Origin of the sequence: Aeromicrobium sp., from assembly GCF_037719875.1 — a bacterium.
Lineage (GTDB): Bacteria > Actinomycetota > Actinomycetes > Propionibacteriales > Nocardioidaceae > Aeromicrobium.
In genome coordinates, this window is the sequence record NZ_JBBJMJ010000001.1 from 340,868 (window position 1) to 365,546 (window position 24,679).

The following is a 24,679-nucleotide window of genomic DNA, read 5'->3' on the forward strand; positions in this document are numbered from 1 at the left end:
ACTGAAACACGTTCTAGTATGGCGGCCATGCGATTCACGTATGCCGAGGCGATGACCGACTCGAAGTTCTACGCCCCGCTCGCGCAGGCCGCGGAGGCCGCCGGCTACCACTCGATGACGGTGGCGGACTCGCTGATCTACCCGAGCGACTCGGATGCGAGCTATCCCTACACCGATGACGGTGACCGCGAGTTCCTCGAGGGCAAGGAGTTCATCGAGACCATGACGCTCTGCGCGATGCTCGGCGCGGTCACCACGACGATCCGTTTCACTCCGTTCGTCCTGAAGCTGCCGATCCGGCCACCCGTGCTGGTCGCGAAGCAGGCATCCTCGATCGCCTATCTCACCGACAACCGGTTGGGACTCGGTGTGGGACTTTCGCCGTGGCCCGAGGACTACGCCGTGATGGGCGTCCCGTGGGCTCGCCGCGGCAAGCGGTTCGACGAGTGCATCGACATCCTCCGCGGCCTGACGTCTGGCCATGAGTTTGAGTTCCACGGCGAGTTCTATGACATCCAGCCGATCACCCAGACGCCCGCTCCCACCCAGCCGATCCCGATCCTGGTCGGTGGGCACTCGGACGCAGCCCTGCGCCGGGCCGCGACTCGCGGAGACGGCTGGATGCATGGCGGCGGACCCCACGAGGACCTCGACGCACTGCTCGATCGGCTCGCTGAGATCCGCAAGGCCGAAGGTGTCGACGACGAGCCGTTCGAGGTCCACGTCATCTCCATGGACGCCTACAGCGTCGACGGCTGCAAGCGCCTTGCGGATCGTGGCGTGACCGATGTGATCGTCGGGTTCCGTGTCCCGTACGTCAAGGGACCCGACACCGAGCCGCTGAGCAAGAAGATCGAGCATCTTGAGCGATTCGCCGCGGACGTCATCGCCACAGCATCGGACTGACCCGCAAGCGAGACTAGAACGTGTTCCAGTTCTGCGCTACTGTCCCGGCATGGTTCTTGAGAAGTTCCGACTCGACGGTCGCGTCGCGATCGTCACGGGAGCGGGCCGTGGCATCGGGGCCGCCAGCGCCCTCGCACTTGCCGAGGCAGGCGCAGACGTCGTCCTGGCCGCCCGCACGGAGGAGCAGCTGCGCGAGGTTGCCGAGCAGGTGGAGGGCATGGGACGCAAGGCTGTCGTCGTCTCCGCCGATCTGTCCGACCTCGATCAGGTGGCCGCGGTGGCGCAGACCGCCGTCGACGCACTCGGCCGTCTCGACGTGATCGTCAACAACGTCGGGGGAGCGATGCCTCGGGAGTTCGTCAAGACCAATGTCGCGGCCCTCGAGGACGCCTTCCACTTCAACGTCTCGACCGCACACGCCTTGACCCGGGCTGCCCTCCCGCACCTGTTGGCCAACGAGGGCGCCGCCGTCGTCAACATCTCGTCGGTCATGGGCCGGGTCAGTGGCCGCGGCTACCTGGCGTACGGCACGGCCAAGGCCGCGCTCGCCCACTGGACCCGCCTCGCGGCCCGTGACCTCTCGCCTCGCGTCCGGGTCAACGCGATCGCGGTCGGCTCGGTCGCGACCTCGGCCCTCGAGCTCGTCACCGGCGACGAGGGCCTGACGGCACAGATGGAGTCCAACACCCCACTTCGCCGCATCGGCGAACCCGAAGACATCGCGGCCACCGTCCTGTTCCTCGCGAGCCCCGCTGGCGCCTACCTCACGGGCAAGGTGCTGGAGGCCGACGGTGGCATCGACCAACCCAACCTCGACATGGGGTTGCCTGACCTGGGAGCAGAACTATGACCAGTCGAGTCGTGGCATGGAGCACGGGCAACGTCGGACGGCACGCCATCGCAGGCATCGACAACCGGCCCGACCTCGAGCTGGTCGGTGTGTGGGTGTCCAACCCGGACAAGGTGGGCCAGGACGCAGGTCGCCTTGCCCGCCTCGATCGTGACCTCGGTGTCCTCGCCACCAACGACGTCGAGGAGATCATCGCCCTTGAACCGGACTGCGTCGTCAACACCGCGATGGCAGATGATCGGCTGTTCGAGGCGATGGCCGACCTGGAGCGATTGCTCCGGGCCGGCATCAACGTCGTCTCCAGCGGTCCGGTGTTCCTCCAGTTCCCGTCCGGAGCAGCGCGCGGCATGGCCGACGGCGTTCAGCAGGCGGCGCTCGACGGGGGCGTCTCGCTCTACGTCAATGGCATCGATCCTGGTTTCGCCAATGACTGGCTGCCCCTGTCGCTGACCAGCATCAGTGAGCGCATCGACCAGGTGCGCTGCACGGAGCTGCTCAACTACAACACGTACAACCAGGCGATGATCGTGTTCGACGTGATGGGGTTCGGCAAGCCGATGGACCACGTCCCGAGGCCGCCCGAGCCGGGGCCCCTCCCGAGGGCGTGGGGGAGCGTCCGGCACCAGAGCGCCCCGGGGCTCGGCATCGAGCTCGACGACGTCGAGGAGTTCTATGAGCGACTGCCGGCCACCGAGACATTCGACATCGACAGCGGGACCATCGAGCAGGGCACCGTGGCGGGTCTGCGTTTCGAGGTCCGCGGCAAGGTCGGCGACAAGGTCGTCGTCGTGCTGGAGCACGTGACCCGTGTCCACGACGACATCGGTCCGGACTGGCCGCAACCGGCCGGGCTGGGTTGCTACCGGGTCGAGATCAAGGGAGAGCCCAACTACACGCTCGACCTTCAGCTGCTCGGCACCGACGGCGATCACAACACCGCTGGACTCAAGGCCACCGCGATGCGGCTGGTCAACTCGGTCCCGGCCGTCATCGGCGCGAAGGCCGGACTGGTCACGACGCTCGACCTGCCGCTGGTCACGGGTCGCGGCCTGGTCAACACGTAGCCTGCGCCTCGTCTCGCGCACGCTGACGGGCTGCTGCCACGGTTAGGATGCGCGGCATGGCACGCAGTGAGCGCACGTACGCCGGAAGCACGCTCGAGGTTCGACGCGAGCAACGCCGGGCCGCTCTCGTCGAGGCGACCCTCGACCTCGTCGGCGAGGGTGGCAGCAGCGCGGTGTCCGTGCGGTCCGTCTGCCGGGCCGCCGGCCTGACAGATCGCTACTTCTACGAGAGCTTCGCGAGCCGCGACGAACTGCTGGTCGCGGTCTTCGACGAGGTCTCCGCTGAGATGTACGCGACCGCAAGCCGCGTCATCGACGAGGTCGGCGGCACCCCGAGGGACAAGGCGCGGGCATCACTGATGGCACTGGTGCTGCTGACGTCCGACGACCCGCGCAAGGGTCGGATGCTGCTGCGCGAACCGCTCTCAGAGTCGGCGCTGATCGCGGCGGGCATGACCGGGGCGCCGACGATGACCCGCATGCTTGCGCAGAACTTCCCCGGCCCCGGCACGGGTGCCGAACGGGCCATGCGCGCGGTCGCAGTCGGCGGGGCGATTGCCACCTTGTTCGCCACGATGCAGCTCGGCAACCTGCACGTGACCATCGAGGAGTTGGTCGAGTTCTGTGTCGACCTGATCGCGCCGCTGCCCGATGACGCCTGATCGCTGAGCTCCAACCCTTGACGACATCCGTCCTCAGATCTAATGTGATGACGATCGTCATCAGTTGAGGAGTGGTCGTCACCATGCAGCAGTCCAAGCATCACAAGGTCTTCGTCGTCGGGGTGGGGATGACGAAGTTCGAGAAGCCCGGCCGCAAAGACGGGTGGGACTACCCCCAGATGGCCAAGGAGTCGGGCACCAAGGCGCTCGCGGACGCCGGCATCGGGTTCGACCTCGTCGAGCAGGCACACGTCGGCTACGTCTATGGCGAGTCCACGGCCGGCCAGCGCGCCGTCTACGAGCTCGGCATGACCGGCATCCCGATCACCAACGTCAACAACAACTGCTCGACCGGCTCGACTGCGCTCTACCTGGCCGCCCAGGCGATCCGCGGTGGCCTCGCCGACTGCACCTTGGCTCTGGGCTTCGAGAAGATGCAGCCCGGCTCGCTCTCGTCGAGCTGGGAGGACCGCGAGCAGCCGATGATGCGACACATGCTCGCCCTCGCGGAGATTTGGGAGTTCGCGATGCCGCCGGCGCCCTACATGTTTGGCGCGGCAGGTCGTGAGCACATGGACAAGTACGGCACCACCGCCGAGCACTTCGCCAAGATCGGCCACAAGAACCACCGTCACTCGGTCAACAACCCCTACGCCCAGTTCCAGCGCGAATACAGCCTCGAGGAGATCCAGGACGCGCAATCGATCTATGAGCCGCTCACCAAGCTGATGTGCTCGCCGACGTCAGACGGCTCGGCCGCCGCGATCCTGGCGAGCGAGCGCTTCGTCGAGGAGCACGACCTCGCCGACCAGGCCGTCGAGATCGTCGGGCAGGCGATGGTCACCGACCTGCCCGGCACCCTGGAGTCCGGATCCGCCATCACCCTGGTCGGCGCCGACATGAGCAGGAGGGCTGCTGATCTTGTCTACGAGCAGGCCCAGATCAGCGCCGATGACGTCGACGTGATCGAGCTGCACGACTGCTTCGCGACCAACGAGCTGCTGACCTACGAGGCGCTCAGCCTCTGCGCAGAAGGAGAGGGGGGCAAGCTCGTGGACAACAACGACACGACCTACGGCGGCCGATGGGTGGTCAACCCGTCCGGTGGCCTGATCTCCAAGGGCCATCCACTCGGCGCCACCGGCCTGGCCCAGTGCTCCGAGCTCACCTGGCAGCTCCGCGGCACCGCGGACAAGCGTCAGGTCGACGGCGCGAGCGTGGCCCTGCAGCACAACATCGGTCTCGGCGGCGCTGCCGTCGTCACCGCCTACCGTCCCGCCCAGCGTTAGTCATCGAGAGGACCACCATGGGAACCATCGAGAAGTCCGCCACCTTCCCCGTCTCTGCCGAGAAGCTCTGGGCCGTCACCGGTGACCCCAATCGCTTCGGCGACTGGCTGAGCATGCACCAGAAGTGGAAGGGCGATGTGCCGGCCGAGATCAAGCAGGGTGACACGATCGTCGAGGTCGTCAGCGTGATGGGCATGCCCAACACGATCACCTGGACGGTCGAGGAGTATTCACCCGGCGAGTCGGTGACGCTGGCCGGCACGGGCATGGCGGGAGTCAAGATCGCCATGACGGCCGCCGTGACGGACCACGGTGACAGCTCGACCCTCGATCTCAAGACGTCGTTCGAGGGCCAGATGCTGGTCGGTGCGATCGGCGCGGCAGTCGAGAAGGCCGGCCTCGCCGACCTCGAGACGTCGCTGGCCACTCTCGCCGAGCTCCTGGGCTGAGCTGATGACCGACCAGGCAAGCGGGGTCCGGTTCGTCTCCGAGGCGATAGGCAGGTGGAGCGACCCCGAGACGTTCGAGGTCACCCGCGAGCGGATCGCGGAGTATGCCGCCGCGACCAACGATCCCATCGAGGCGCACCTGGCCGGCGATGTCGCCTCGCCGGTTTTCGCCATCGTGCCGGTGTTCATGGGAATGATCGGTGCCGCGTTCACCGTCGCTCCGCCCGAGGTCGCGATGAGGGTCGTCCATGGCAAGCAGGACTTCCACCTGCGTCGCCCGATCAGACCCGGCGACACACTCACCTCACGGGTCAAACCCCTTGGATACTCCGGCGCCGCCAACGGGACGACGCTGGCGTTCGTTCTCGAGACCCGCGACGCCGAGGATCAGATCGTCAACGAGCAGTACATGACGGCGTTCTTCCGCGGCATCGATGTGGGTGAGAGCGTCGGCGAGCTGGCCCCGCCACACACGTTCGACGAGGCGCTGCGGGAGCAGGAGCCGGTCGCCACGGTCACCGCGCACGTCGACGGCGACCAGACCTTCCGCTACTCGCCGGCCTCCGGCGACCCGATGCCCATCCACCTCGATGAGGAGGCGGCGTTGGCGGCCGGGCTTCCCGGGATCATCAATCATGGCCTGTGCACCCAGGCATTCACCTCGTGGGCCGTCGTCCGTGAGGTGGCCGGCGGAGACTCCTCGCGGCTCAAGCGCCTGGCCGTACGTTTCGCCAAGCCGGTCCTCCCCGGGCAGGACGTCACCACCACCATCTGGAAGTCGCGCGCGGCAGACGGCCTCACGACGTACGCGTTCGAGAGCACCGTCGACGGCGTCGTCGTCATCAAGGACGGGCTGGCTGTCGTCGCCGACTGAGCAGCTGGCGCACGACAACCACCGACACACCCGACAAGACTGGAGAACCTGATCATGGGAGCACTCGACGGGCGCATAGCCGTCATCACAGGCGCCGGACGCGGCATCGGCCGCGAGCACGCGCTGCTGTTCGCGAGCGAGGGCGCGCGAGTCGTCGTCAACGACCTCGGTGGCAGCGCCGATGGGGCCGGTGCTGACGCCGGGCCCGCGCAGGAGGTCGTCGACGAGATCCTCGCTGCCGGCGGGGATGCCGTCGCCAACACCGACAACATCGCCACGTGGGACGGCGCGAAGACCGTGATCGACCAGGCAGTCGAGACCTTCGGCAGCCTCGACATCGTGGTCAACAACGCCGGGATCCTGCGGGACGGGTTCATCGCGACGTTGTCCGAGCAGGAGTGGGACCTGGTGATCGAGGTGCACCTGAAGGGTCATTTCGCGGTGATGCGGCACGCGGCGGCGTACTGGAAGGCCAGGTCGAAGGCCGGTGATCAGGTCGCCGCCTCGATCATCAACACAGCCTCCCCGTCGGGCACGATCATGCCCAACGCCGGCCAGTCCAACTACGGTGCGGCCAAGTCAGCGATCGCAGCCCTCACCTTGGTGGCCGCGGACGAGCTCGAACGCTACGGGGTGCGTGTCAACGCGATCGCCCCGATCGCCCGCACCAGGCTCACCCTCAACACGCCGGGCATGGGGGCGATCTTCGCGGCGCCGGTCGCCGAGGGTGAGTTCGACGCGTTGGCGCCTGATCAGATCTCGCCGCTGGTGGCCTACCTCGGCACCGAGAAGTGCCCCTTGACCGGCAAGGTGTTCGCCGTGCAGGGCGGTAGCATCCAGGAGCTGCAGAACTGGTCTGTCGGACGGTCCATATCGCACGACGGACCGTGGTCGATCGACACCATCTGCGACCTCACGGCCGACTGGAAGTAGGCGCGTCATGTATGAGTGGAGCGAGACTGACCTGGCTGTCCAGGAAGCTGTCCGCCAGTTCGTCGACACCGAGATCCGGCCGCGCCGCGAGGAGCTGGAGTTCGGGGACACCCCGCCGTACGACGTGCTCCGCCTGCTGTGGAAGACCTTCGGCATCGACGCCATGGGCGCAGACGCGGTCGAGAAGATGCTCGCCAAGGAGCGCGACGGTGGGAGCGGTCAGTCGGGCTCGCTTACCGGCGGCGACCAGGGCGGGATGGGGGTCATCCTGATCAAGGAGCTGTGCCGGGTCTCTCCGGGTCTGGTTGGGTGCTTCGGGGTCAGCCTCGGTCTGACGGCCTCGACCATCGTGGCGCGCGGGACCCTGGCCCAGAAGGAGCGGTGGCTGCCCGCGCTCGCGACGTTCGAGAAGGTCGGGGCGTGGGCACTGACCGAGCCCGGATCCGGGTCGGACGCATTCGGCGCGATGAAGACCTACGTCAAGCGTGACGGTGACGGCTATGTGCTCAACGGCCAGAAGACCTTCATCACCAACGGGCCGTATGCCGACACGACCGTCGTCTACGCCAAGCTTGACGACGGACGATCGGCCCCGGCCGATCGCAAGATCCTGACCTTCGTGCTCGATACCGGCATGACGGTATTCACCCAGGGCAAGCCGTTCCGCAAGATGGGCTTTCACTCCTCGCCGACGGGTGAGCTCTTCTTCGACGACGTACGCCTCGAGCGTGACCGACTCCTGGGCGAGACGGAGGAGCACGAGGGAGGCGACGGGCGCGACAGCGCCAAGACCGGCTTCGTCGCCGAGCGCACGGGCATCGCTGCGATGAGTCTGGGCATCATCGAGGAGTGCCTGGAGGTCTCGACGACCTATGCTAAGGAACGCGTGCAGTTCGGTCACCCGATCGCGGACTACCAGCTGATCCAGCTCAAGCTCGCGAAGATGGAGATCGCCCGTGTCAACGTGCAGAACATGGTGTTCCGCACCCTCGAGATGGCCAAGGACGGCAAGCAACCGACCCTGGCAGAGGCCTCGGCGATGAAGGTCTACAGCTCCCAGGCCGCAACCGACGTCGCCATGGATGCGATCCAGCTCTTCGGCGGCAACGGCTACATGTCGGAATATCCCGTCGAACAGCTGGCCCGTGACGCCAAGTCCCTGATGATCTACGCCGGCAGCAACGAGGTGCAGCTCACCCACGTCGCCAAGGGGGTGTTGGCATGAGCGAGGGGGCCGAGCTGCTGGACCTGGCCAACGGCGGCCTCGAGATGACCATCCCTGTTGCCCACGGGATGGGCATCCGCTTCGTCGAGCTGGGACCCGGTCACGCGGCGGCCGAGGCACCGATCGAGGGCAATGGCAATCATCTGGGCACGATGTATGCGGGCGTGCTGTTCACGGTGGCCGAGCTGCTCGGCGGCGCGTTGGCCATCTCGACCTTCGACACGTCTGCGTTCGCACCGGTGGTCAAGGGCTTGACGATCAGCTTCCTGCGCCCGGCCCGGAGCGCGGTGCGCGCCACGGTGGCGATGGACGACGAGACGGTCGATCGGCTCACGGCCCAGGCCAGCGAGGCCGGCAAGGCGGAGTTCGAGCTGGTGGCCGAGGTGCATGACGCCGAGGGAACGCTGGTCGCCACCACGACAGGGACATACCAGCTGCGCAGGATCGGCTGAGCCGCTCGCTGCCGGCTTGGCTGCCAGATGTCTAGCGCAGCAACAGCCGGACCGCGACATCCATCGAGCGGGTGACGTCGGCTGCAGAGGTGCGGCCGGTCACCCAGCCCATGAGTGCCGACAGCCATACGTCGCCGATCACGCGGACGATGGCCTCGTCCTCCTCGGTGGGCTCCCGGGTCTGGTCGGTGCCGTCGATCGCATGCGTGAGCATGGCGGTCAGCTTCATCCCCACGTCATGGATCTCGTCGGCGACCGAGGCGTCAGCGAACATGAAGGCCCGGGTGAGCGCCTCGGTCAGCTTGGGTTGCTTCTGCAGAGCCGTGGTGGTCACCCCGAGCACATGCATGACGCGTTCGTGCGGTGTGTCACCGGGCACCTGGCGGCTGCGCGACTGCTGCTCGGCGCGGTCGAACTGACGCCCGAGGGCCGTGACCAGGAGGTGGATCTTCGACGGGAAGTAGCGGTAGAGCGTGCCGAGCGCGACATCGGCGTCGTCGGCGACCGCGCGCATCTGCACCGCGTCGAAGCCGCCTTCGTCAGCGAGGGCGATCGTGGCATCGAGGATGCGGCGACGTCGCTCGCGCTGGGCGTTGGACCCGGGAGTGGTCTCGGTGGCGCTCGTCATCCGTCATCGTCTCCTGTCCACGGTCTGCTGGCTGAGGATAGCCACGTCTACCGTGACTATGATATTGAAACACGTTCTAGATTTGGAGGCACCCCTGTGTCGATAGGTGTGACGCACGATCACCTCGAACTTGGATCCATCCTACGGGCCTGGGCCGCTGGCCTCGGCGGGACCGCCGCGGTGCGAGCGGCCGAGAACGATGCCGGTGCATCCTTCGCAAAGACCTGGCAGTCAGTCGTCGACATGGGCGTGGCCGTCGTCGGGTTCGGCGAGCAGCACGGCGGTGGCGACGGCGATCTGCTCGACCAGATGGTGGCGCTGGAATCGGCAGCACAGGCCATGGTTCCAGGGCCGCTGTTGGGGACGAGCCTCGTGGGCCGGGTGGTCGGGCAGGCAGTCGCGCGGAAAGCCGAAGACGCAGGGAGCACCGGCACGAGGAGCTGGGACGACGTGCTCGCGGGTCTCGCCGGCGGCGCCAGCGCAGCGTTGGCGCTTGGGGGAGCGATCACGCTCGACGACACCGGAGCGCGCGGCGACCTCGACGTCGCGATCGATGTCGTCGACGCCGGTTGGTTGCTCGCGTCGACACGCGGCGGCTCGTGGGCACTGATCGCGTCGGACGGCTGGACGGCCGAGCCCGAGGTCGGTCTCGACCTGTCTCGGCGCGGAGGTCGGGTCTCCGTGGCTGCGACCAGCGAGCAGGTCGTGCTCCTGCCGGGCGTGGGCGACGACGATGTGCGCCACGTCCTCGTCGCGCTGGCGGCGGCCGAGGCGGCAGGCGTGGCGCAGTGGTGCCTCGACACCGCGGTGGCCTATGCCAAGGTGCGCGAGCAGTTCGGCGCGCCGATCGGCTCGTTCCAAGCGGTCAAGCACCTCTGCGCGGAGATGTTGGAGACCACGGAGTCGGTCGCGGCGGTTGCCTGGGACGTCGGTGCCGTTGATCGGCCGGACATACCGGCGGGGGAGACGGAGTATGCCGCCGATGTCGCCGCGATCGTGGCCCTCGACGGTGCCGTGTCTGTCGCGCAGGACTGCATCCAGGTGCTTGGCGGCATCGGCTTCACGTTCGAGCACGAAGCGCACCTCTATCTCCGCCGCGCTATTGCGCTGCGCACCGCGGTGGCCGCGATGACCGGGGGGGCCGAGCGGTCAGCGGTGAGGCTGGCCCGTCGTGCCGGCAACGGACAGCGGCGCACGCCCAAGATCGACTTCGGCGGTGCGGACGCGCAGATCCGCGAGGTGATGCGTGAGCGGATGGAGGAAATCGCCGGCAGGCCTGCGGGTGAGCAACGGGCCGCGCTCGCCCAGGCCGGACTTCTGACACCGCACTGGCCCCGGCCCTACGGTCTCGAGGCCGGCCCGGTGGAGCAGCTGGTCGTCGACGAAGAGCTGGCCCGCGCCGGGCTCGGCCGCCCCGACCTGGCCATCGGGGCCTGGGCGGTGCCGACGATCATCCAGCATGGGACAGCCCAGCAGGCCGAACGATTCGTCCTTCCGACGCTGCTCGGCGACCTCCTCTGGTGCCAGCTGTTCAGCGAGCCGGGTGCGGGCTCCGACCTCGCGTCGCTCAGCACTCGCGCCGTACGTACGGACGGCGGCTGGCAGCTGACCGGCCAGAAGGTATGGACGTCGCGGGCGCGTGAGGCTGACTGGGCCATCTGCCTCGCCCGCACCGACAAGGACGCCGCGCGGCACCGGGGGCTGACCTACTTCTTGGTCGACATGTCGTCGTCTGGGATCGACACGCGTCCGCTGCGCGAGCTGACCGGCGACGCGATGTTCAACGAGGTCTTCCTCGACGAGGTGTTCGTCCCCGACGAGTGCGTCGTGGGCGAGGTGGACAACGGGTGGAAGCTCGCCCGCACCACGTTGGCGAACGAGCGCGTCGCGATGGCAGGGACCAAGCTGGGCATGAGCACCGAACGAGCGGTCGAGCTGCTCGCTGGGTCCGACTCGCCGACCGATGCGTCACGGGTCGGTCGTCAGGTTGCGCTGGCGACGGTCTGCCAGCTGCTCGGCGTGCGGTCGACGCTTCGCTCGCTGGCTGGGCACGCCCCCGGCGCGGAGTCGAGCGTCGCGAAGCTGCTCGGCGTCCGCAACCGTCAGGAGGCGTCCGAGCTCGTGGTCGACCTTCTCGGGCCCGCGGCTCTGCTCGGGGCGGGTGACGAGGTCGCGGCTGACGTGCACGAGATGCTGCTGACCCGTTGCCTGTCGATCGCCGGCGGGACCACCCAGATCCTGCGCAACGTGGTGGCCGAACGCATCCTCGGGTTGCCCCGCAGCTGAGGTCAGCTCACCAGGGTGGTCTTGGGTCGTACGACGCAGAACTCGTTGCCCTCGGGGTCGGCGAGCACGTCCCACGACACGTCATCGCCCTGACCCACGTCGACTCGCCGGGCGCCGAGGCCGATCAGCCGCTCGATCTCTGGGTCGCGGTCGCCATCTGTCGTGGTCAGGTCGAGATGCACACGGTTCTTAACGGTCTTGGGGGTCTCGCCGGCCGGCATGAAGCACAGGCCGACTGGCGCGTCGGCGCTCGGACCGAGGACGACCTCACGCTCCCGGCTGGAGAGCACGGGCCAGCCGAGCGCCTCGGACCAGAACTGGGCGAGAGCGGGCAGGTCATGGGCGTCGATGACGACGTGGTGCAGACGCAGGGGCATGGTGCTCAGTATCGCGAGTGACGGCCCGCAACGTCACGAGCCGATCGCTGACTCGTCGCCCGGTGCCACTGCAGCCACCGCTGCACGGCCGCGATCGTGTGCTGGCTGCGGATCGATGAGAACACGTCGAACGCGTGCTGTGCACCGGCCAGCTCGGCGTAGGTCACCGTCGCGTCCGACCGCTCCTGGAGGGCAGCCACGAGGGCTCGCGCCTGGTGCACGGGAGCCAGCGTGTCGTTGCGGCCATGGATCACGAAGAAGTCGGGAGCGTGCTCGCCCACCTGAGCCAGCGGCGACGCGCGGACGAAGTCGTCGAGGTCGGTCCGCGGATCCTTCTTGAACACCCAAGGACCGAGGAACCGGTCCCTCAGGTCAACGGCTGCCTGGTCCTTTGTCATGCCGGCGAGGTCATAGATGCCGTAGAACGGGACGCACGCGGAGATCGAGGTGTCGGCGGTCTCGAAGCCGGGCTGATAGTCCGCGAGCCCCGGGGTCAGAGCCGCAAGGGCCGACAGATGCCCGCCCGCTGATCCGCCCGTGATCGCGATGTATGAGGGGTCACCGCCGTACTGCTCGATGTTCTCGTGGACCCAGGCGATGGCTCGCTTGACGTCGACGATCTGGGTGGGGAAGCGGTGCTTCGGCGCGAGTCGGTAGTTGGCGGCGATGCAGATCCAACCCTGCTGGGCCATCCGGTTCATCAGGATGAGCCCCTGCTGCTCCTTGGTGCCGATGGTCCAGCCGCCACCGTGGATCTGGATCAGCACCGGCGCGCCGCGCAGGTCGCGGTCGCGGGGACGATAGATGTCGAGGTGGGCCCGGCGTCCGCCCTCGGTATAGGGGACGTCGCGGAGGACCTCGACGTCGCGCTGGCGCAGCCTGAACGGCCGGACCACAGATCCCCTCGGCAGGCGAAGGTCGACCGGACCGGGGAGGTCGAGGTCGTCCAGATAGCCCTCGCCGATGCTCTGGCGGAGCGCTTCGTCGAGCTCTGCGCCGACGCGCCGCGCACCGGCGATGGTCCAGGCCAGGAGCCCGGCGGCCGCGGCGGCCGCGAGCAGCCCCGTTGTAGACGGCTTGCTCGAGCGTCGTCGCATGGTCAGCTCGGCAGCAGTGTCGCCTGCGGCCGCGACCAGCAGGTGGGGAGCCAGCTCGCTGACCGGCCAGCCGAGCGCGAAGCTCGGAATGCCGGACCAGCCTCGGGCCGTCGGTCGCACGGCGTTGAGGGCCAGCGCGGCGAGGGTGAGCTGGCGACGGGCGTACCCGGATGACATAGATGCTCCTCGGAACCGGGGGTAGAACTTGTTCTAGTGGGACTAGGATACGGCCATGGATCGACTCAGTGGACTCGACGCCAGCTTCTTGTATCTCGAGAGCGGCGCTCAGCTGATGCATGTCTGCGGGGTGATCGCCCTCGACCCCGCGACGATCCCCGGCGGCTATGACTTCACCCGGTTCAAGCAGGAGCTCTCCAGCCGGGTGTCCGGCATCGCGATGTTCAACCGCAAGCTCAAGCTCGTCCCCGGGGGGATCGACTTCCCCGTGTGGGTGACGGACGAGGAGTTCGACATCGACCGGCACGTCCACCGGCTGGCCACACCCGCGCCGGGTGGCGACCGCGAGCTCGCCGAGCTCGCCGGGCACCTCGCCGGCATCCCCTTGGATCGGTCGCGGCCGCTCTGGGAGATGCACGTGATCGAAGGCCTGGCCAATGGCAAGATCGCGATCTTCTCCAAGATGCACCACGCTTCGGTCGACGGGGTCTCGGGCTCGAACATGATCTCGTACTTGTGCAGCTTGGAACCCGACGCGCCACCCCTGGACGTGGGGACGGCACCGGGAGTCAACGAGCATCAGCGTCCACCGTCCGACCTCGAGCTGGTGGGCCGGGGAGTGCTGGCGACCGCGACCAAGCCGTGGCAGCTGGCCAAGCTGGTGGCGCCAACCGCGCGGACCTTGGTGGAGAGCGTCACGCGGGCGAGGCAGGGCACGGCGATGGCCGCGCCGATGACGGCTCCGCGCACGTCGTTCAACGGGACCATCTCGGGCCGCCGGTCGATCGCCTTCACCGATGTCTCCCTCGACGACATCAAGGCGATCAAGAAGGCAGTTCCCGGGGCCACCGTCAACGATGTGGTGCTGGCGCTCAGCGGCGGGGCACTGCGTCGCTATCTCCAGCATCGCGACGAGCTGCCCGAGACGTCGCTGCTGGCCAGCGTGCCGGTCTCGGTGCGCGAGGAGTCGAAGCGGACCGGCGGTCGCAACAAGGTGTCGTCGATCTTCTGTCGGCTCGGCACCGACGTCGAGGACCCGCTCGAGCGGATCACCGCGATGTCGGTGGACAACGCCAACGCCAAGGACCATCACCAGGCCGTCCCGGCAGACACCCTGCAGGAGTGGGCCGAGTTCGCCGCGCCTCGGACATTCGGGCTTGCGGTGCGGATGGTGTCCGATCTGCGGCTCGCCGAGAAGGCACCGGTGATCCACAACCTGGTCATCTCGAACGTACCCGGGCCACCGGTCCCGCTGTACTTCGTCGGATCGCGGATCGATGGGCTCTATCCGCTCGGACCCGTCTTCCACGGCGCAGGGCTCAACATCACGGTGATGAGCAACAACGGACAGATGCACATCGGCGCGATCGCCTGCAGCGAGCTGATGCCGGGCGTGTGGGACCTGATCGACCAGTTCCCGATCGAGCTCGAGGCGATGAAGTCGGCCGTGCTCGGCGACTGACCCCATACACCGACGAGCGGTGAGTTGGCGACCTTTGCCGTGGTTCGGCGGTGAGTTGGCGACCTTTGCCGTGGCTGGAAAGGACGCTAAGTCACCGCCCCCGGGCGGGGTCAGCGGCTGACGGGCTGCCGGGCGCTGATGCGTGCCGCAGTTTCGTGAGCCGCTTCGAGCAGTGCGGGGACGAAGGCCTTGTGGTCCAGCACGCATCCTGCGTGGCCGCAGGCGGCCTCGTGCACCGTGGCCCCCGGTATGCGTGCGGCGAGGTCGAGCTGGCGCTCGGGCGGGATCACCCGGTCGTCGGCGGTCACGACGACTGCGGTGGGCACGTCGATGTGCGAGAGCCACAACGTGGAGTGGTGGCGGCCGAGGGATGCGACGGCCTGCCCAACCGCCCAGGGACTTGTGGCACGCCACTGGCGCATCGCCCAGCTAGCGGTGTCGGAGCTGTCGGCGTCGATCGCCTCGACTGCGGCGGTGCTGGCGCGACTGATGACTCGCGAGCGTGACAGGGTCGCGCTCAGGCCCATGCCCACCTCCATGCCTGCGTGGAAGACGCGCTCGCGACCGATGGTGCGGAAGTGCGCGGTGCTGGCAGCGAGGATGAGCCCGCCGACCGCGTCCGGATGCTGACGCCACACGCGCTGTGCGATGACCGAGCCCATCGAATAACCGGCGACGATGGGTCGTACGAGGCTGAGCGCGTCGATCACCGCCGCCACATCGTCGGCGCAGTCCGTGATCAGGAATCGTTCGGAGGTGATGCCCCGGCCGTGCCACCGCTGGTCGAAGGTGATCACCCGGTAGTGCTTCGCCAGCTGTGGGATCGCGGGGAACCAGGTGAGCTGGCCCGTGCAGCCGACGGCGTGCAGGAGGACGATCGCCGGGGCATCGGGGGTGGGTCCGGGTACGTCTGTCAGCCAGGTGCGGCCTCGTCGGGGCAAGTCGAGCCAGCGCCCTTCTGGCAGCTCCACGGGGGGCAGGTCGAACAGGTCCCACGTCGAAGGATCGGGGAGCAGGTGTCGCGCGGCCCCGGCGCACAGCTTGAACGGGTTGGTCACGGCACTCCTCGCGGTTGGCTTCCATGAGATTAGAACACGTTATAGTTTTGGAGCAGCAGAATGTGCCGGAAGTTACGCCGCCTCGAAGGAGACGATCCACGTGGACCAGGTGCTCGACGAGGTGCGCTCCGTGATCGGGGACGTGCTCGACCGCGGTGACGGGTCGTGGCGCGCCCTCCACGAGGCTGGACTGCTGTCGCTGGCCGCCCCGGAGCAACACGGCGGCGAGGGCCTCGGCCTGGGCGAGGTCGCGGTGCTGCTGCATGAGGTGGGACGGCGCGCGGCTGAGCTCCCGGTCTGGGAGACATTGGCCTGTGGACTGCTGCCACTGGTCCGGTCCGGCTCCGAGGCACTTCAGGGCGAGCTCGTCCCCAGGGTCCTGGCTGGGGAGCTGCTGTTCGCACCGGCCCTCGGTGAGGCAGGGGACGCGTTGCCGGTCGCGCCAGCGACGACGTATGGCGACGGGGGCGTCACCGGCACCAAGGTCGGTGTGCCAGTCCTCGAGGGGACGAGGCTCCTGCTTGTCTCCGCCACCGGCGATGGCGGGCCGGCGGTGGCGATCGTCGATCCCGACGGCGCAGGAGTCGTCCACGTCCCCACACGGACCTCGCGTGGTGCGCCCGAGGCAACCTACACATTCACCTCGGCGCCGGTCCTGGGCATGCTCGATGCCGAGGTGGTGCGCGCCCACGCCATCGCCGGCCTAGCCGCCCTGGGTGCAGGTGTGGTCGAGGGGGCCCGGGACCTGACGGCGGGATACATCCGCGACCGGCGCCAGTTCGGTCGAGCGCTGGCTGAGTTCCAGGCGGTCGCCCAGCAGATCGCCGATGTCTACATCGCCTCGCGTACGTTCACCTTGACCGCCGGAGAGGTGGTCCGGCGCCTCGACGCGGGGGATCCGTCCACCGACGACCTGGCGGTCGCCGCCCACTGGTTCGCCGACCGAGCCCCGGCCATGATGCAGGTCTGCCACCACCTCCACGGCGGCATGGGCGTCGACGTGACCTATCCCATGACGCGCTACTTCTCGCGGGTGCGGGACATCGTGCGTCACCTGGGTGGGCCTGCTGCGCTGGCTGACGTGCCGGTCGCGGAGACCCTAGGCAAGAACGCCGAGCTGACTGTGGAGGAGCGCGCCTTCAAGGAGGAGGCTCGCGCCTATCTCACCGGATTGGCCAGCGATGCCGATCGGGACGAGATGCGCTCTGACCGGCACGGGCCGGCATACCACCGGATCATCAAGCAGATGGGCGCGGACGGGTGGATGGGTGTCGGTTGGCCCAAGGAATACGGCGGCCAGGGTCGAGGGGTCATCGAGCAGCAGGTGTTCGTCAACGAGGCGGCCCGCGCAGACGTGCACCTGCCGTCCGTGACCCTGCAGACCGTGGGACCGACATTGCAGGCCTTCGGCACGGACCAGCAGAAGGACATGTTTCTCGCCGACATCGTGACCGGTGACGTGCACTTCGCGATCGGCTACAGCGAGCCTGACGCCGGCACGGACCTGGCGTCGATGCGCACCACCGCCCGGCGGGACGGCGACCACTACGTCGTCAATGGTCAGAAGATGTGGACCACCGGCGGCCACGCGGCCGACTATGTGTGGCTGGCGGTCCGCACCGATCCCGACGCGCCTCCGCACCGCGGCATCTCGGTGCTGATCGTCGACACCAAGAACCCGGGCTATTCGTGGACCCCGATCGTGACCAGCGACGGCTCCCACCACACCAACGCGACGTACTACAACGACGTACGGGTGCCGGTCGACATGCTGGTCGGCGAGGAGAACCGCGGCTGGCAGCTGATCACGACGCAGCTCAATCACGAACGGGTGATGCTCGGGCCCGCCGGCAGGATCGAAGGACTCCGCGATCTCGTGCACGACTGGGCCGAGACTTGTGTCGGTCCAGATGGCACGCCCGTGCTCGAGGTGCCGTGGGTGCGTGACACCTTGGCGCGCGCCACGGCATCGTTCCGTGTCAACGAGCTGCTCAACTGGGCCATCGCCCGCGCGTCGTCCGACAGATCGGCGGTCGCGGACGCGTCGACTGCCAAGGTGTTCGCCAGTGACGAGATCCAACGGCTGGGTCTGGCTCTGGCCGATGTGGTCGACACGTGCGGCGACCCTGCCGACCCTGCGACGGGACGGCTTGCTGAGTTCCTCGACGCAACAGCCAAGCGCAATCTCGTCCTCAGCTTCGGCGGTGGGGTCAACGAGGTGCAGCGTGAGCTGATCGCGATGTTCGGGCTCGACCTTCCCCGGGTGCCGCGATGAACGAGCGCCACGATGAGATCATCGAGCGGACCGACGAGATCAAGGCCCGCGGCAACAGCCCCGCCCGCGAGGCGCCGGACCCGGTGAACGTACCGATGATCAGGCACTGGGCCGAGGCGATCGGCGACACCAACCCGCGGTGGGCACCCGGCCCCGACACCGAGGCACCGCCGGCGATGGCCCAGGTGTGGACGATGTACGGGCTCGACCCCGAGCGCATGCCTGGCGACCCACTCCCGGACAGCATGAAGGTGCTGGACGACGCGGGCTACACCTCCGTGCTGGGCACCAACTGCGACCAAACCTACGCCCGAACCCTGAGACCCGGCGAGGTTCCGAGCATCAGCACGCGCCTCGCGGACGTCGTCGGTCCCAAGGCGACCGGCGTCGGAGAGGGTTACTTCATCACCACGCAGAGCACCTGGACCGTCGGCCACGAAGAGGTCGCGACGATGACCTTCCGGGTGCTCAAGTTCAAGCCCGGCACCGGCCGGCCTGCAGTGGATCCGACCAAGACGGCCCGACCGACGATCAACCGCGACACGGCCTACTTCTGGGAAGGCACCGCGGCAGGCGAGCTGCGCATCCAGACCTGCAACGCGTGCGGTGAGCTCCGGCACCCGCCCGGCCCGGTGTGCCCGTCGTGTCACGCGATGGACCGCGGACACCTGGTCGCGTCGGGCAAGGGCCGCGTGCACTCGTTCCTGGTGCACCATGCGCCGGCGGTGCCGGGCAAGAAGCTCCCGCTCACCTTGGCCCTGATCGACCTCGACGAAGGGGTCCGGATGATCGGCGAGGTCAAGGGCGGTCAAGCCGAAGTCGCGATCGGCGACGAGGTCGAGGTGAGGTTCGACCCGATCGACGACGAGGTGACGCTGGCCACGTGGCGTCCCGCTGGAGAGTCCGACCCCGAGCCCGACCCGGAGCCAGAGGTGACGTCCGACATCCCGGTCTGGGAGCTTCCGATCACACCGACGCTCGTGGTGTCGACGGCGCTGGCGACCCGGGACTTCCAGGACGTCCACCACGACCGTGATCGGTCCATCGGACACGGCAGCAAGGACATCTTCGTGAACATCCTGAGCACGAACGGCCTGGTGCAGCGCTATGTCACCGATTGGGCCGGTCCTCAGACGCAGGTCCTGTCGTGCGCGTTGCGACTGGGAGCGCCTGCATTTCCCAACGACACCCTGTGCTTTACCGGCACCATCGTGTCCGAGAACGACGGTGTGACGACGATTGACGTCACAGCCGCGGTCTCGATCGGGACCCACGCCAACGCGCGTCTGGAGATCCGCCGGTGAGCGAGCGCCAGCGAGCGAGCTTTGAAGCAGGGTTCATGCCGTTGCCTCCGTGTCGTGGGCTTCAATTGGAGGAGACGGCATGACCACGTTCAGCGGCGCATCAGCCATCGCCGGCATCGGCGCGACCGAGTTCTCGAAGGAGTCAGGACGCTCGGAGCTGCAGCTCTCGGCCGAGGCGACACTCTCCGCCCTCGCGGACGCAGGGCTCTCGACCTCCGACGTCGACGGTCTGGTCACGTTCACGATGGACACGACCTCCGAGATCGCCTTGGCGCGCGAGCTCGGCATGGGCGACCTGCGCTTCTTCAGCCGGATCAACTACGGCGGAGGTGCGGCCTGCGCCACGGTGCAGCAGGCGGCGATGGCGGTGGCGACCGGGATGGCGGACGTCGTGGTGGCCTACCGCGGCTTCAACGAGCGCTCGGGTCAGCGTTTCGGCCAGGTGCAGAAATGGGCCGCGGAGCAGGTCAACACCAACGGTCTCGACAACGCCTGGTCCTACCCGCACGGTCTCTCCACGCCGGCGGCGACAGTCGCGATGCAGGCCCGGCGCTACATGCACGAGTACGGCGCGACCTCGGCCGACTTCGGTGCGGTCGCGGTGGCCGATCGTCGGCACGCGGCGACCAACCCGGCGGCGTTCTTCCATGAGAAGCCGATCACGATCGAGGACCATCAGGGCTCGCGGATGATCGCCGACCCCTTGCGCCTGCTCGACTGCTGCCAGGAGAGCGACGGAGCCGTTGCGATCGTCGTGACCTCCACCGAGCGGGCGCGAGACCTCCGCGCCGGTGCGGTCCCGATCGTGGCTGCCGCGCAAGGCAGCGCGGCCGACCAGTTCGTGATGACGTCCTACTACCGCGACGACATCGGCATCCCCGAGATCGGCGTCGTCGGCCGGGATCTGTGGCGACAGTCCGGCCTGTCGCCCGAGGACATCCAGACCGCTGTGCTCTACGACCACTTCACGCCCTACGTCCTGATGCAGCTCGAGGAGCTCGGCTTCTGCGGTCGGGGCGAGGCCAAGGACTTCATCGCCGGCGGGGCCATCGAGATCGGCGGCCGGCTGCCGCTCAACACCCACGGCGGACAGCTCGGCGAGGCCTACATCCATGGCATGAACGGCATCGCCGAGGCCGTGCGCCAGGTGCGGGGAAGCTCGGTCAATCAGGTCGAGGGTGCTCAGCATGTCCTGGTCACGGCGGGCACCGGCGTGCCGACCTCGGGCCTCATCCTCGGCGGACAGGCGCTATCCACCCGGCCGGATGGTCGCTAGCGGCGCTGGGCCAGCACGGCGAGCCAGCCGCCCTCGTCGGCCGATCGCTCCGTCCACTCCGGCGAGAGCCCGACACGTGCCAGCTCTGCGGTGAACGCATCCTCAGTTCGAAGAACCCGATAATAGGAATTGCCTGACTCGCCGTCTTCCCAGCTGACTCCCTCGCCGACAGGTATCGAGACGAGGAATCGACCGCCGAGGTGCAAGGCCCCGGCAACCTTCGCCAGCACGCCAGCCAGATCGTCCGGCCCGACATGCTGGAGGACGTGCAGTGCGACGACGGCATCGAAGGGACCGTCGAGCTCATCGCTGATCACGTCCAGGCGATCGACCGCCTTGCCACGAGAGCCCTGGAAGTCGATGAATGCCTGGGTGACGTCCGTACGCCGGACAGTCAGCCCGGCCTCCTCGAGGACATCGGCATCCCACCCGGGGCCGGAGCCGATCTCCAGCGCGTGGCCGTTCGGGACCACCTCGGCCAGGCGCGCCAGCGCTCCGGCGAGGACGCCGCTGCCGGCGGTGTCGCGGGCGTACTCGACGGCGATCTGCTCGTATGACGCGATAGTGCGGGAACTGTTTGTACGGGACTGGGGATCCATGCCGCCGAGCCTAGGGGAGGTGGCCGGGATCAGGCCCGCGTCACGAGGCAGTCGGCCAGCGCGGGTCGACCGTCATCGCCCACCGTCACGGTCACCACGATGCGGCCCGCCTCGTCCCAGGCCTGGATCGACAAGGTCTCGCCCGGGAAGACCACTCCGGCGAACCTCGCACCGAAGCCTCCGACGGCACTGGCGTCTCCGTCGAGCAGCAGGTCGATGACCTCGCGGAGCACGATGCCGTACGTGGCCAGCCCGTGCAGAATCGGCGCCGGGAACCCGGCAGCCTTCGCGAATGCCGGGTCGGCGTGCAAGGGATTGCGGTCGCCGCACAGCCGGTAGAGCAAGGCCTGTTGCGGTGTGACGGCGTAGGTCGTGCACGCGTCGGGCGCGCGGTCCGGCACGACGACGGCGGTGCTCTCGCCGCGGTCGCCGCCCCAGCCGCCCTCACCCTTGACAAAGATCGAGGACCGTACGCGCCACAGCTCGGCGCCGCCGGGATCGGTGGCGACGCCCTCTTGCCAAATGACGGCCGCCTTGCCCTTGTCCCAGACGTCGGTGATGCGGGTCGTCAGGCGGGCCGATCCGGAGGCCGGCAGCGGGCCGCTGACGTGGACCTCCTGAGCGCCATGGACGACCTGCGCCAGGTTGATGTCGCAGCCTGGCAGGTCGAGCGAGGGCGGGTCGGTCTCGTGGAACGACGGCGCCACCACCGCGAAGCTGGGCAGGACCTGGAGCGAGTCGTCGTCGAGCGTCCACCGCAGGGCATCGGCCGAGACGTGGTCGGCGGCATGCGAACCGGCTCCCACGGCGAGCTGATAGAGCAGCACGTCGCTGCTCGTCCACGAGAACTCGCGGGTGCCGACCTCGGCACCGATGGCGACGCTCGGATCGATCGGCATCAGTCGGCGCTCCCGTCATCGTCGGCGGGCTGTGAAGCGATGTCCTCCGCGGCGAGGTAGCCGAACGTGATGGCGGGTCCGATCGTGGCGCCGGGGCCGGCGTACGTCCGCCCCATGACGGCTGAGGAGCAGTTGCCAGCGGCATACAGTCCCTCGATCACGGACCCGTCGGGACGCAGCGCCCGGGCACGCTCGTCGGTGACGATCCCGCCCTTGGTCCCGAGGTCGCCGGGGACGATCTTGACTGCGTAGAACGGGCCCCGGTCGATGCTGTGCAGCGAGGGGTTGGGCTTGACGCGAGGGTCGGCGTAGTAGCGGTCGTAGGCACTCTCGCCGCGGTGGAAGTCCTCGTCGACACCGGCGTCGGCAAAGGTGTTGAACCGGCGAACGGTCTCCTGCAGAGCATCGGCCGGCACGCCGATCTCGTCGGCGAGACCGCTGAGCGAGGACGCCTTGCGCACCGTGCCGAACTTGTACCAGCGGCCGGGGAACGGCTGCCGAGGGGAGAGCCCGGCGAAGAGGTAACGGTTGCGATAGCGCTGGTCCATGACCAGCCAGGCGGGCACGTGCGAGACCCCGGTGGCTTCGCCCTCATAGATCGCGTGGGTTGCCTCGACATAGGGCAACGCCTCGTTCATGAACCGCCGGCCGGCCGAGTTGACGATGATCGAGCCGGGGAGGTTGCGCTCGGCGAGGCAGAACCACGGGCCGGATGGCAGGGGGATGGTCGGACCCCACCAGGCGTCGTCCATCAGGTCGGTCGCTGCGCCGACGGCCACCCCGGCCTCGATGCCTGCGCCGGTGTTGCTGGCCGCCGCCGTGCTCCAGTCGGCATCGGTGGGGGAGGGGAGATACTTCTCCCGCAGGGCCTCGCTCTTCTCGAATCCGCCCGAGCCGAGGATGACACCGCGACGGGCGCGGATCACGGTCTCGATGCCCCCGCGCTCGACCCGGACGCCGACCACCCGGCCTCCCTCGATGACCAGTCCGGTCATGGGAGTCTCGTAGTGGACCGGCACGCCGGCATCCATCAGCCCTTTGCGCAGGCTGATCGTGAGCGCGTTGCCCATCGCATACATCCGGCGGCCGCGGAGCGTGCTGACGGTCCGGTTGAACAGCACCCGCAGCATCGTGAGGGGGCCACGGATGCTGCGCAGCCCGAGGCTGATCTTGCGGAAGTCGGCCTGGGTGACGATCAGGTTGGCCGGCGCCTTGGCATACGGCGGGTGCAGGTGGGCAAGCTCGGCGCCGAGAATCCGGCCGTCCATCGGCACCGGTTCGACGCTGCGTCCGCGCGGCCTGCCACCGGGCTGCTCGGGGAGGTAGTCGGAGTATTCGGGGACCCACGTGAACTGCACGGGAGTCTTGGCGACGATGAAGTCCATGACCTCCGGGCCGCGCTCGAGGAACGTGTCGCGCCGTTCCTTCGGCACCTCGTCGCCGACGATCGAGTCGAGATAGCGCCGGGCCTCCTCGGCATCGTCGGCATCGACCTGGCCGGCATCTCGGAGCGCATGGTTGCCCGGAACCCATACTCCGCCGCCGGAGCGGGCGGTCGACCCGCCGAAATAGGCGCTCTTCTCGATCAGGACGGTGTCCAGTCCGAGCTCTGCGGCCGCAAGTGCTGCGGTCATCCCGGCGCCACCAGCGCCCACGACGACGACGTCGCACGTCTGTTCCATGTGACCTCCGTCGGGGGTGAACTACCGCAAAACTGTAACAGGTTCTACCATGCTCACATGCTCTCCGACGAGGTCCGACAGACCGTTGCCCGGACGCTGGCCACGGCCGAGCGTGACCGGAAGCCGGTCCCGCCCCTGCGGGACACGTGGCCCGACCTCGACGTGGTGGACTCCTACTCCATCCAGCTGCTCAACATCGCCGACCGGCTCTCGCGGGGCGCGAGCGTTCGAGGCCACAAGGTCGGACTCTCCTCGAAGGCCATGCAGGAGATGATGGGTGTCGACGAGCCCGACTATGGCCACCTGCTCTCCGACATGGAGGTCTTCTCAGGAGTGCCGGTCAGCGCTGGCCGCTATTGCATGCCGCGCGTCGAGGTCGAGGTCGCGTTCGTGCTCGGCCAGACGTTGCCGGGTGAGGGTTGCACCGCGGACGACGTGCTCGCCGCGACCGACCACGTCACCGCGTCGATCGAGCTGATCGACTCACGCATCACCCAGTGGGACATCAAGATCGCCGACACGATCGCCGACAACGCGTCCAGCGCCGGCTTCGTGCTTGGAACGGCCGAGATCGACCCGGCCACCGTCGACCTCACAGCGATCGAGGCCACGTTGCTGTGCAACGGCGAGGAGGTGGCGGCTGGACGATCCGACGCCGTCCTCGGCAACCCGGTGACCGCAGTCGCCTGGCTCGCGCGCAAGGTCGCCTCGTTCGGCGTGGCCCTCGAGGCGGGCCACGTGATCCTGCCGGGCAGCGTCCACCGCGCCATCGATGCCCACCCGGGCGACAGCTTCGAAGCAGTGTTCACCGACCTGGGCAGCGTCCAGCTGTCCTTCACCGAGTAGGGGAGATGT

The 24,679-nt window shown here is 68.2% G+C and carries 23 protein-coding genes; 16 read left to right on the forward strand and 7 right to left on the reverse strand.

Annotation, left to right across the window (positions count from 1 at the left end; translation table 11 throughout):
• The first annotated feature begins 27 nt into the window (after positions 1 to 27).
• The 10 genes from WKF39_RS01745 to WKF39_RS01790 all read left to right on the forward strand — a co-directional run bounded on the left by WKF39_RS01745 (position 28) and on the right by WKF39_RS01790 (position 8,704).
• The gene (locus tag WKF39_RS01745; protein ID WP_340385271.1) at positions 28 to 906 is read left to right on the forward strand and encodes a TIGR03619 family F420-dependent LLM class oxidoreductase; all 879 of its coding nucleotides are present in this window, start codon (positions 28 to 30) and stop codon (positions 904 to 906) included.
• 49 nt (positions 907 to 955) lie between these two features.
• Positions 956 to 1,756: an SDR family oxidoreductase gene (locus WKF39_RS01750; protein ID WP_340385273.1), complete on the forward strand. Its 801-nt coding sequence runs from the start codon at positions 956 to 958 to the stop codon at positions 1,754 to 1,756.
• Positions 1,753 to 2,820, forward strand: coding sequence for a diacylglycerol kinase (locus tag WKF39_RS01755; RefSeq protein WP_340385275.1), 1,068 nt, complete (start codon positions 1,753 to 1,755; stop codon positions 2,818 to 2,820). Before WKF39_RS01750 ends, WKF39_RS01755 begins: the two co-directional genes overlap by 4 nt.
• Positions 2,821 to 2,876: 56 nt before the next feature.
• The gene (locus WKF39_RS01760) at positions 2,877 to 3,482 is read left to right on the forward strand and encodes a TetR/AcrR family transcriptional regulator (protein WP_340385276.1); all 606 of its coding nucleotides are present in this window, start codon (positions 2,877 to 2,879) and stop codon (positions 3,480 to 3,482) included.
• Positions 3,483 to 3,565: 83 nt separating this feature from the next.
• Complete coding sequence (locus tag WKF39_RS01765; RefSeq protein WP_340385278.1) at positions 3,566 to 4,771, forward strand: lipid-transfer protein; 1,206 nt, start codon at positions 3,566 to 3,568, stop codon at positions 4,769 to 4,771.
• A 17-nt stretch (positions 4,772 to 4,788) separates the two neighbouring features.
• Entirely contained in the window at positions 4,789 to 5,220 is a 432-nt protein-coding gene (locus WKF39_RS01770; RefSeq protein ID WP_340385280.1) for an SRPBCC family protein, read from the forward strand.
• Between the two features lie 4 nt (positions 5,221 to 5,224).
• On the forward strand, positions 5,225 to 6,094 hold the full coding sequence (locus WKF39_RS01775) for a MaoC/PaaZ C-terminal domain-containing protein (protein ID WP_340385282.1): 870 nt from the start codon (positions 5,225 to 5,227) through the stop codon (positions 6,092 to 6,094).
• 54 nt (positions 6,095 to 6,148) lie between these two features.
• Complete coding sequence (locus WKF39_RS01780; protein ID WP_340385284.1) at positions 6,149 to 7,027, forward strand: SDR family oxidoreductase; 879 nt, start codon at positions 6,149 to 6,151, stop codon at positions 7,025 to 7,027.
• Positions 7,028 to 7,034: 7 nt separating this feature from the next.
• Positions 7,035 to 8,252: an acyl-CoA dehydrogenase family protein gene (locus tag WKF39_RS01785; protein WP_340385286.1), complete on the forward strand. Its 1,218-nt coding sequence runs from the start codon at positions 7,035 to 7,037 to the stop codon at positions 8,250 to 8,252.
• On the forward strand, positions 8,249 to 8,704 hold the full coding sequence (locus WKF39_RS01790; RefSeq protein ID WP_340385288.1) for a YiiD C-terminal domain-containing protein: 456 nt from the start codon (positions 8,249 to 8,251) through the stop codon (positions 8,702 to 8,704). Before WKF39_RS01785 ends, WKF39_RS01790 begins: the two co-directional genes overlap by 4 nt.
• 31 nt (positions 8,705 to 8,735) lie before the next feature.
• Here the strand turns inward: WKF39_RS01790 and WKF39_RS01795 are convergent, their stop codons facing one another.
• A complete protein-coding gene (locus WKF39_RS01795) occupies positions 8,736 to 9,332 on the reverse strand; it encodes a TetR family transcriptional regulator (protein ID WP_340385290.1) in 597 nt (198 codons plus the stop codon).
• A 108-nt stretch (positions 9,333 to 9,440) separates the two neighbouring features.
• Here WKF39_RS01795 and WKF39_RS01800 point away from each other — a divergent pair, with 108 nt between their 5' ends.
• Positions 9,441 to 11,618, forward strand: a complete 2,178-nt coding sequence (locus WKF39_RS01800) for an acyl-CoA dehydrogenase family protein (protein ID WP_340385292.1) — start codon at positions 9,441 to 9,443, stop codon at positions 11,616 to 11,618.
• A 2-nt stretch (positions 11,619 to 11,620) separates the two neighbouring features.
• Here the strand turns inward: WKF39_RS01800 and WKF39_RS01805 are convergent, their stop codons facing one another.
• Together WKF39_RS01805 and WKF39_RS01810 are read right to left on the reverse strand one after the other, a co-directional pair.
• The gene (locus tag WKF39_RS01805; RefSeq protein WP_340385293.1) at positions 11,621 to 11,995 is read right to left on the reverse strand and encodes a VOC family protein; all 375 of its coding nucleotides are present in this window, start codon (positions 11,993 to 11,995) and stop codon (positions 11,621 to 11,623) included.
• 5 nt (positions 11,996 to 12,000) lie between these two features.
• Positions 12,001 to 13,269, reverse strand: a complete 1,269-nt coding sequence (locus tag WKF39_RS01810) for an alpha/beta hydrolase (RefSeq protein WP_340385294.1) — start codon at positions 13,267 to 13,269, stop codon at positions 12,001 to 12,003.
• 55 nt (positions 13,270 to 13,324) lie between these two features.
• Here WKF39_RS01810 and WKF39_RS01815 point away from each other — a divergent pair, with 55 nt between their 5' ends.
• Entirely contained in the window at positions 13,325 to 14,731 is a 1,407-nt protein-coding gene (locus tag WKF39_RS01815; RefSeq protein WP_340385295.1) for a wax ester/triacylglycerol synthase family O-acyltransferase, read from the forward strand.
• A 110-nt stretch (positions 14,732 to 14,841) separates the two neighbouring features.
• On the opposite strand, the gene WKF39_RS01820 is transcribed toward WKF39_RS01815, so the two are convergent.
• Entirely contained in the window at positions 14,842 to 15,789 is a 948-nt protein-coding gene (locus WKF39_RS01820; RefSeq protein WP_340385296.1) for an alpha/beta fold hydrolase, read from the reverse strand.
• Between the two features lie 100 nt (positions 15,790 to 15,889).
• On the opposite strand from WKF39_RS01820, the gene WKF39_RS01825 reads away from it, so the two are divergent.
• From WKF39_RS01825 to WKF39_RS01835, 3 genes are all read left to right on the forward strand, one after another.
• Positions 15,890 to 18,064, forward strand: coding sequence for an acyl-CoA dehydrogenase (locus tag WKF39_RS01825; RefSeq protein WP_340385297.1), 2,175 nt, complete (start codon positions 15,890 to 15,892; stop codon positions 18,062 to 18,064).
• Entirely contained in the window at positions 18,061 to 19,368 is a 1,308-nt protein-coding gene (locus tag WKF39_RS01830) for an OB-fold domain-containing protein (protein WP_340385298.1), read from the forward strand. Before WKF39_RS01825 ends, WKF39_RS01830 begins: the two co-directional genes overlap by 4 nt.
• A gap of 79 nt (positions 19,369 to 19,447) precedes the next feature.
• Positions 19,448 to 20,644: a lipid-transfer protein gene (locus tag WKF39_RS01835; protein ID WP_340385299.1), complete on the forward strand. Its 1,197-nt coding sequence runs from the start codon at positions 19,448 to 19,450 to the stop codon at positions 20,642 to 20,644.
• Here the strand turns inward: WKF39_RS01835 and WKF39_RS01840 are convergent.
• The 3 genes from WKF39_RS01840 to kstD are packed head-to-tail and all read right to left on the reverse strand — an operon-like array spanning position 20,641 to position 23,824.
• Positions 20,641 to 21,243: a methyltransferase gene (locus tag WKF39_RS01840; protein WP_340385300.1), complete on the reverse strand. Its 603-nt coding sequence runs from the start codon at positions 21,241 to 21,243 to the stop codon at positions 20,641 to 20,643. The two genes, WKF39_RS01835 and WKF39_RS01840, sit on opposite strands and share 4 nt — an antisense overlap.
• A gap of 29 nt (positions 21,244 to 21,272) precedes the next feature.
• On the reverse strand, positions 21,273 to 22,142 hold the full coding sequence (locus WKF39_RS01845; protein ID WP_340385301.1) for a MaoC/PaaZ C-terminal domain-containing protein: 870 nt from the start codon (positions 22,140 to 22,142) through the stop codon (positions 21,273 to 21,275).
• The gene (gene kstD / locus WKF39_RS01850) at positions 22,142 to 23,824 is read right to left on the reverse strand and encodes a 3-oxosteroid 1-dehydrogenase (protein ID WP_340385302.1); all 1,683 of its coding nucleotides are present in this window, start codon (positions 23,822 to 23,824) and stop codon (positions 22,142 to 22,144) included. Before kstD ends, WKF39_RS01845 begins: the two co-directional genes overlap by 1 nt.
• A gap of 57 nt (positions 23,825 to 23,881) precedes the next feature.
• Here kstD and WKF39_RS01855 point away from each other — a divergent pair, with 57 nt between their 5' ends.
• Positions 23,882 to 24,670, forward strand: a complete 789-nt coding sequence (locus WKF39_RS01855) for a 2-keto-4-pentenoate hydratase (RefSeq protein ID WP_340385303.1) — start codon at positions 23,882 to 23,884, stop codon at positions 24,668 to 24,670.
• The last annotated feature ends 9 nt before the right edge of the window (positions 24,671 to 24,679 follow it).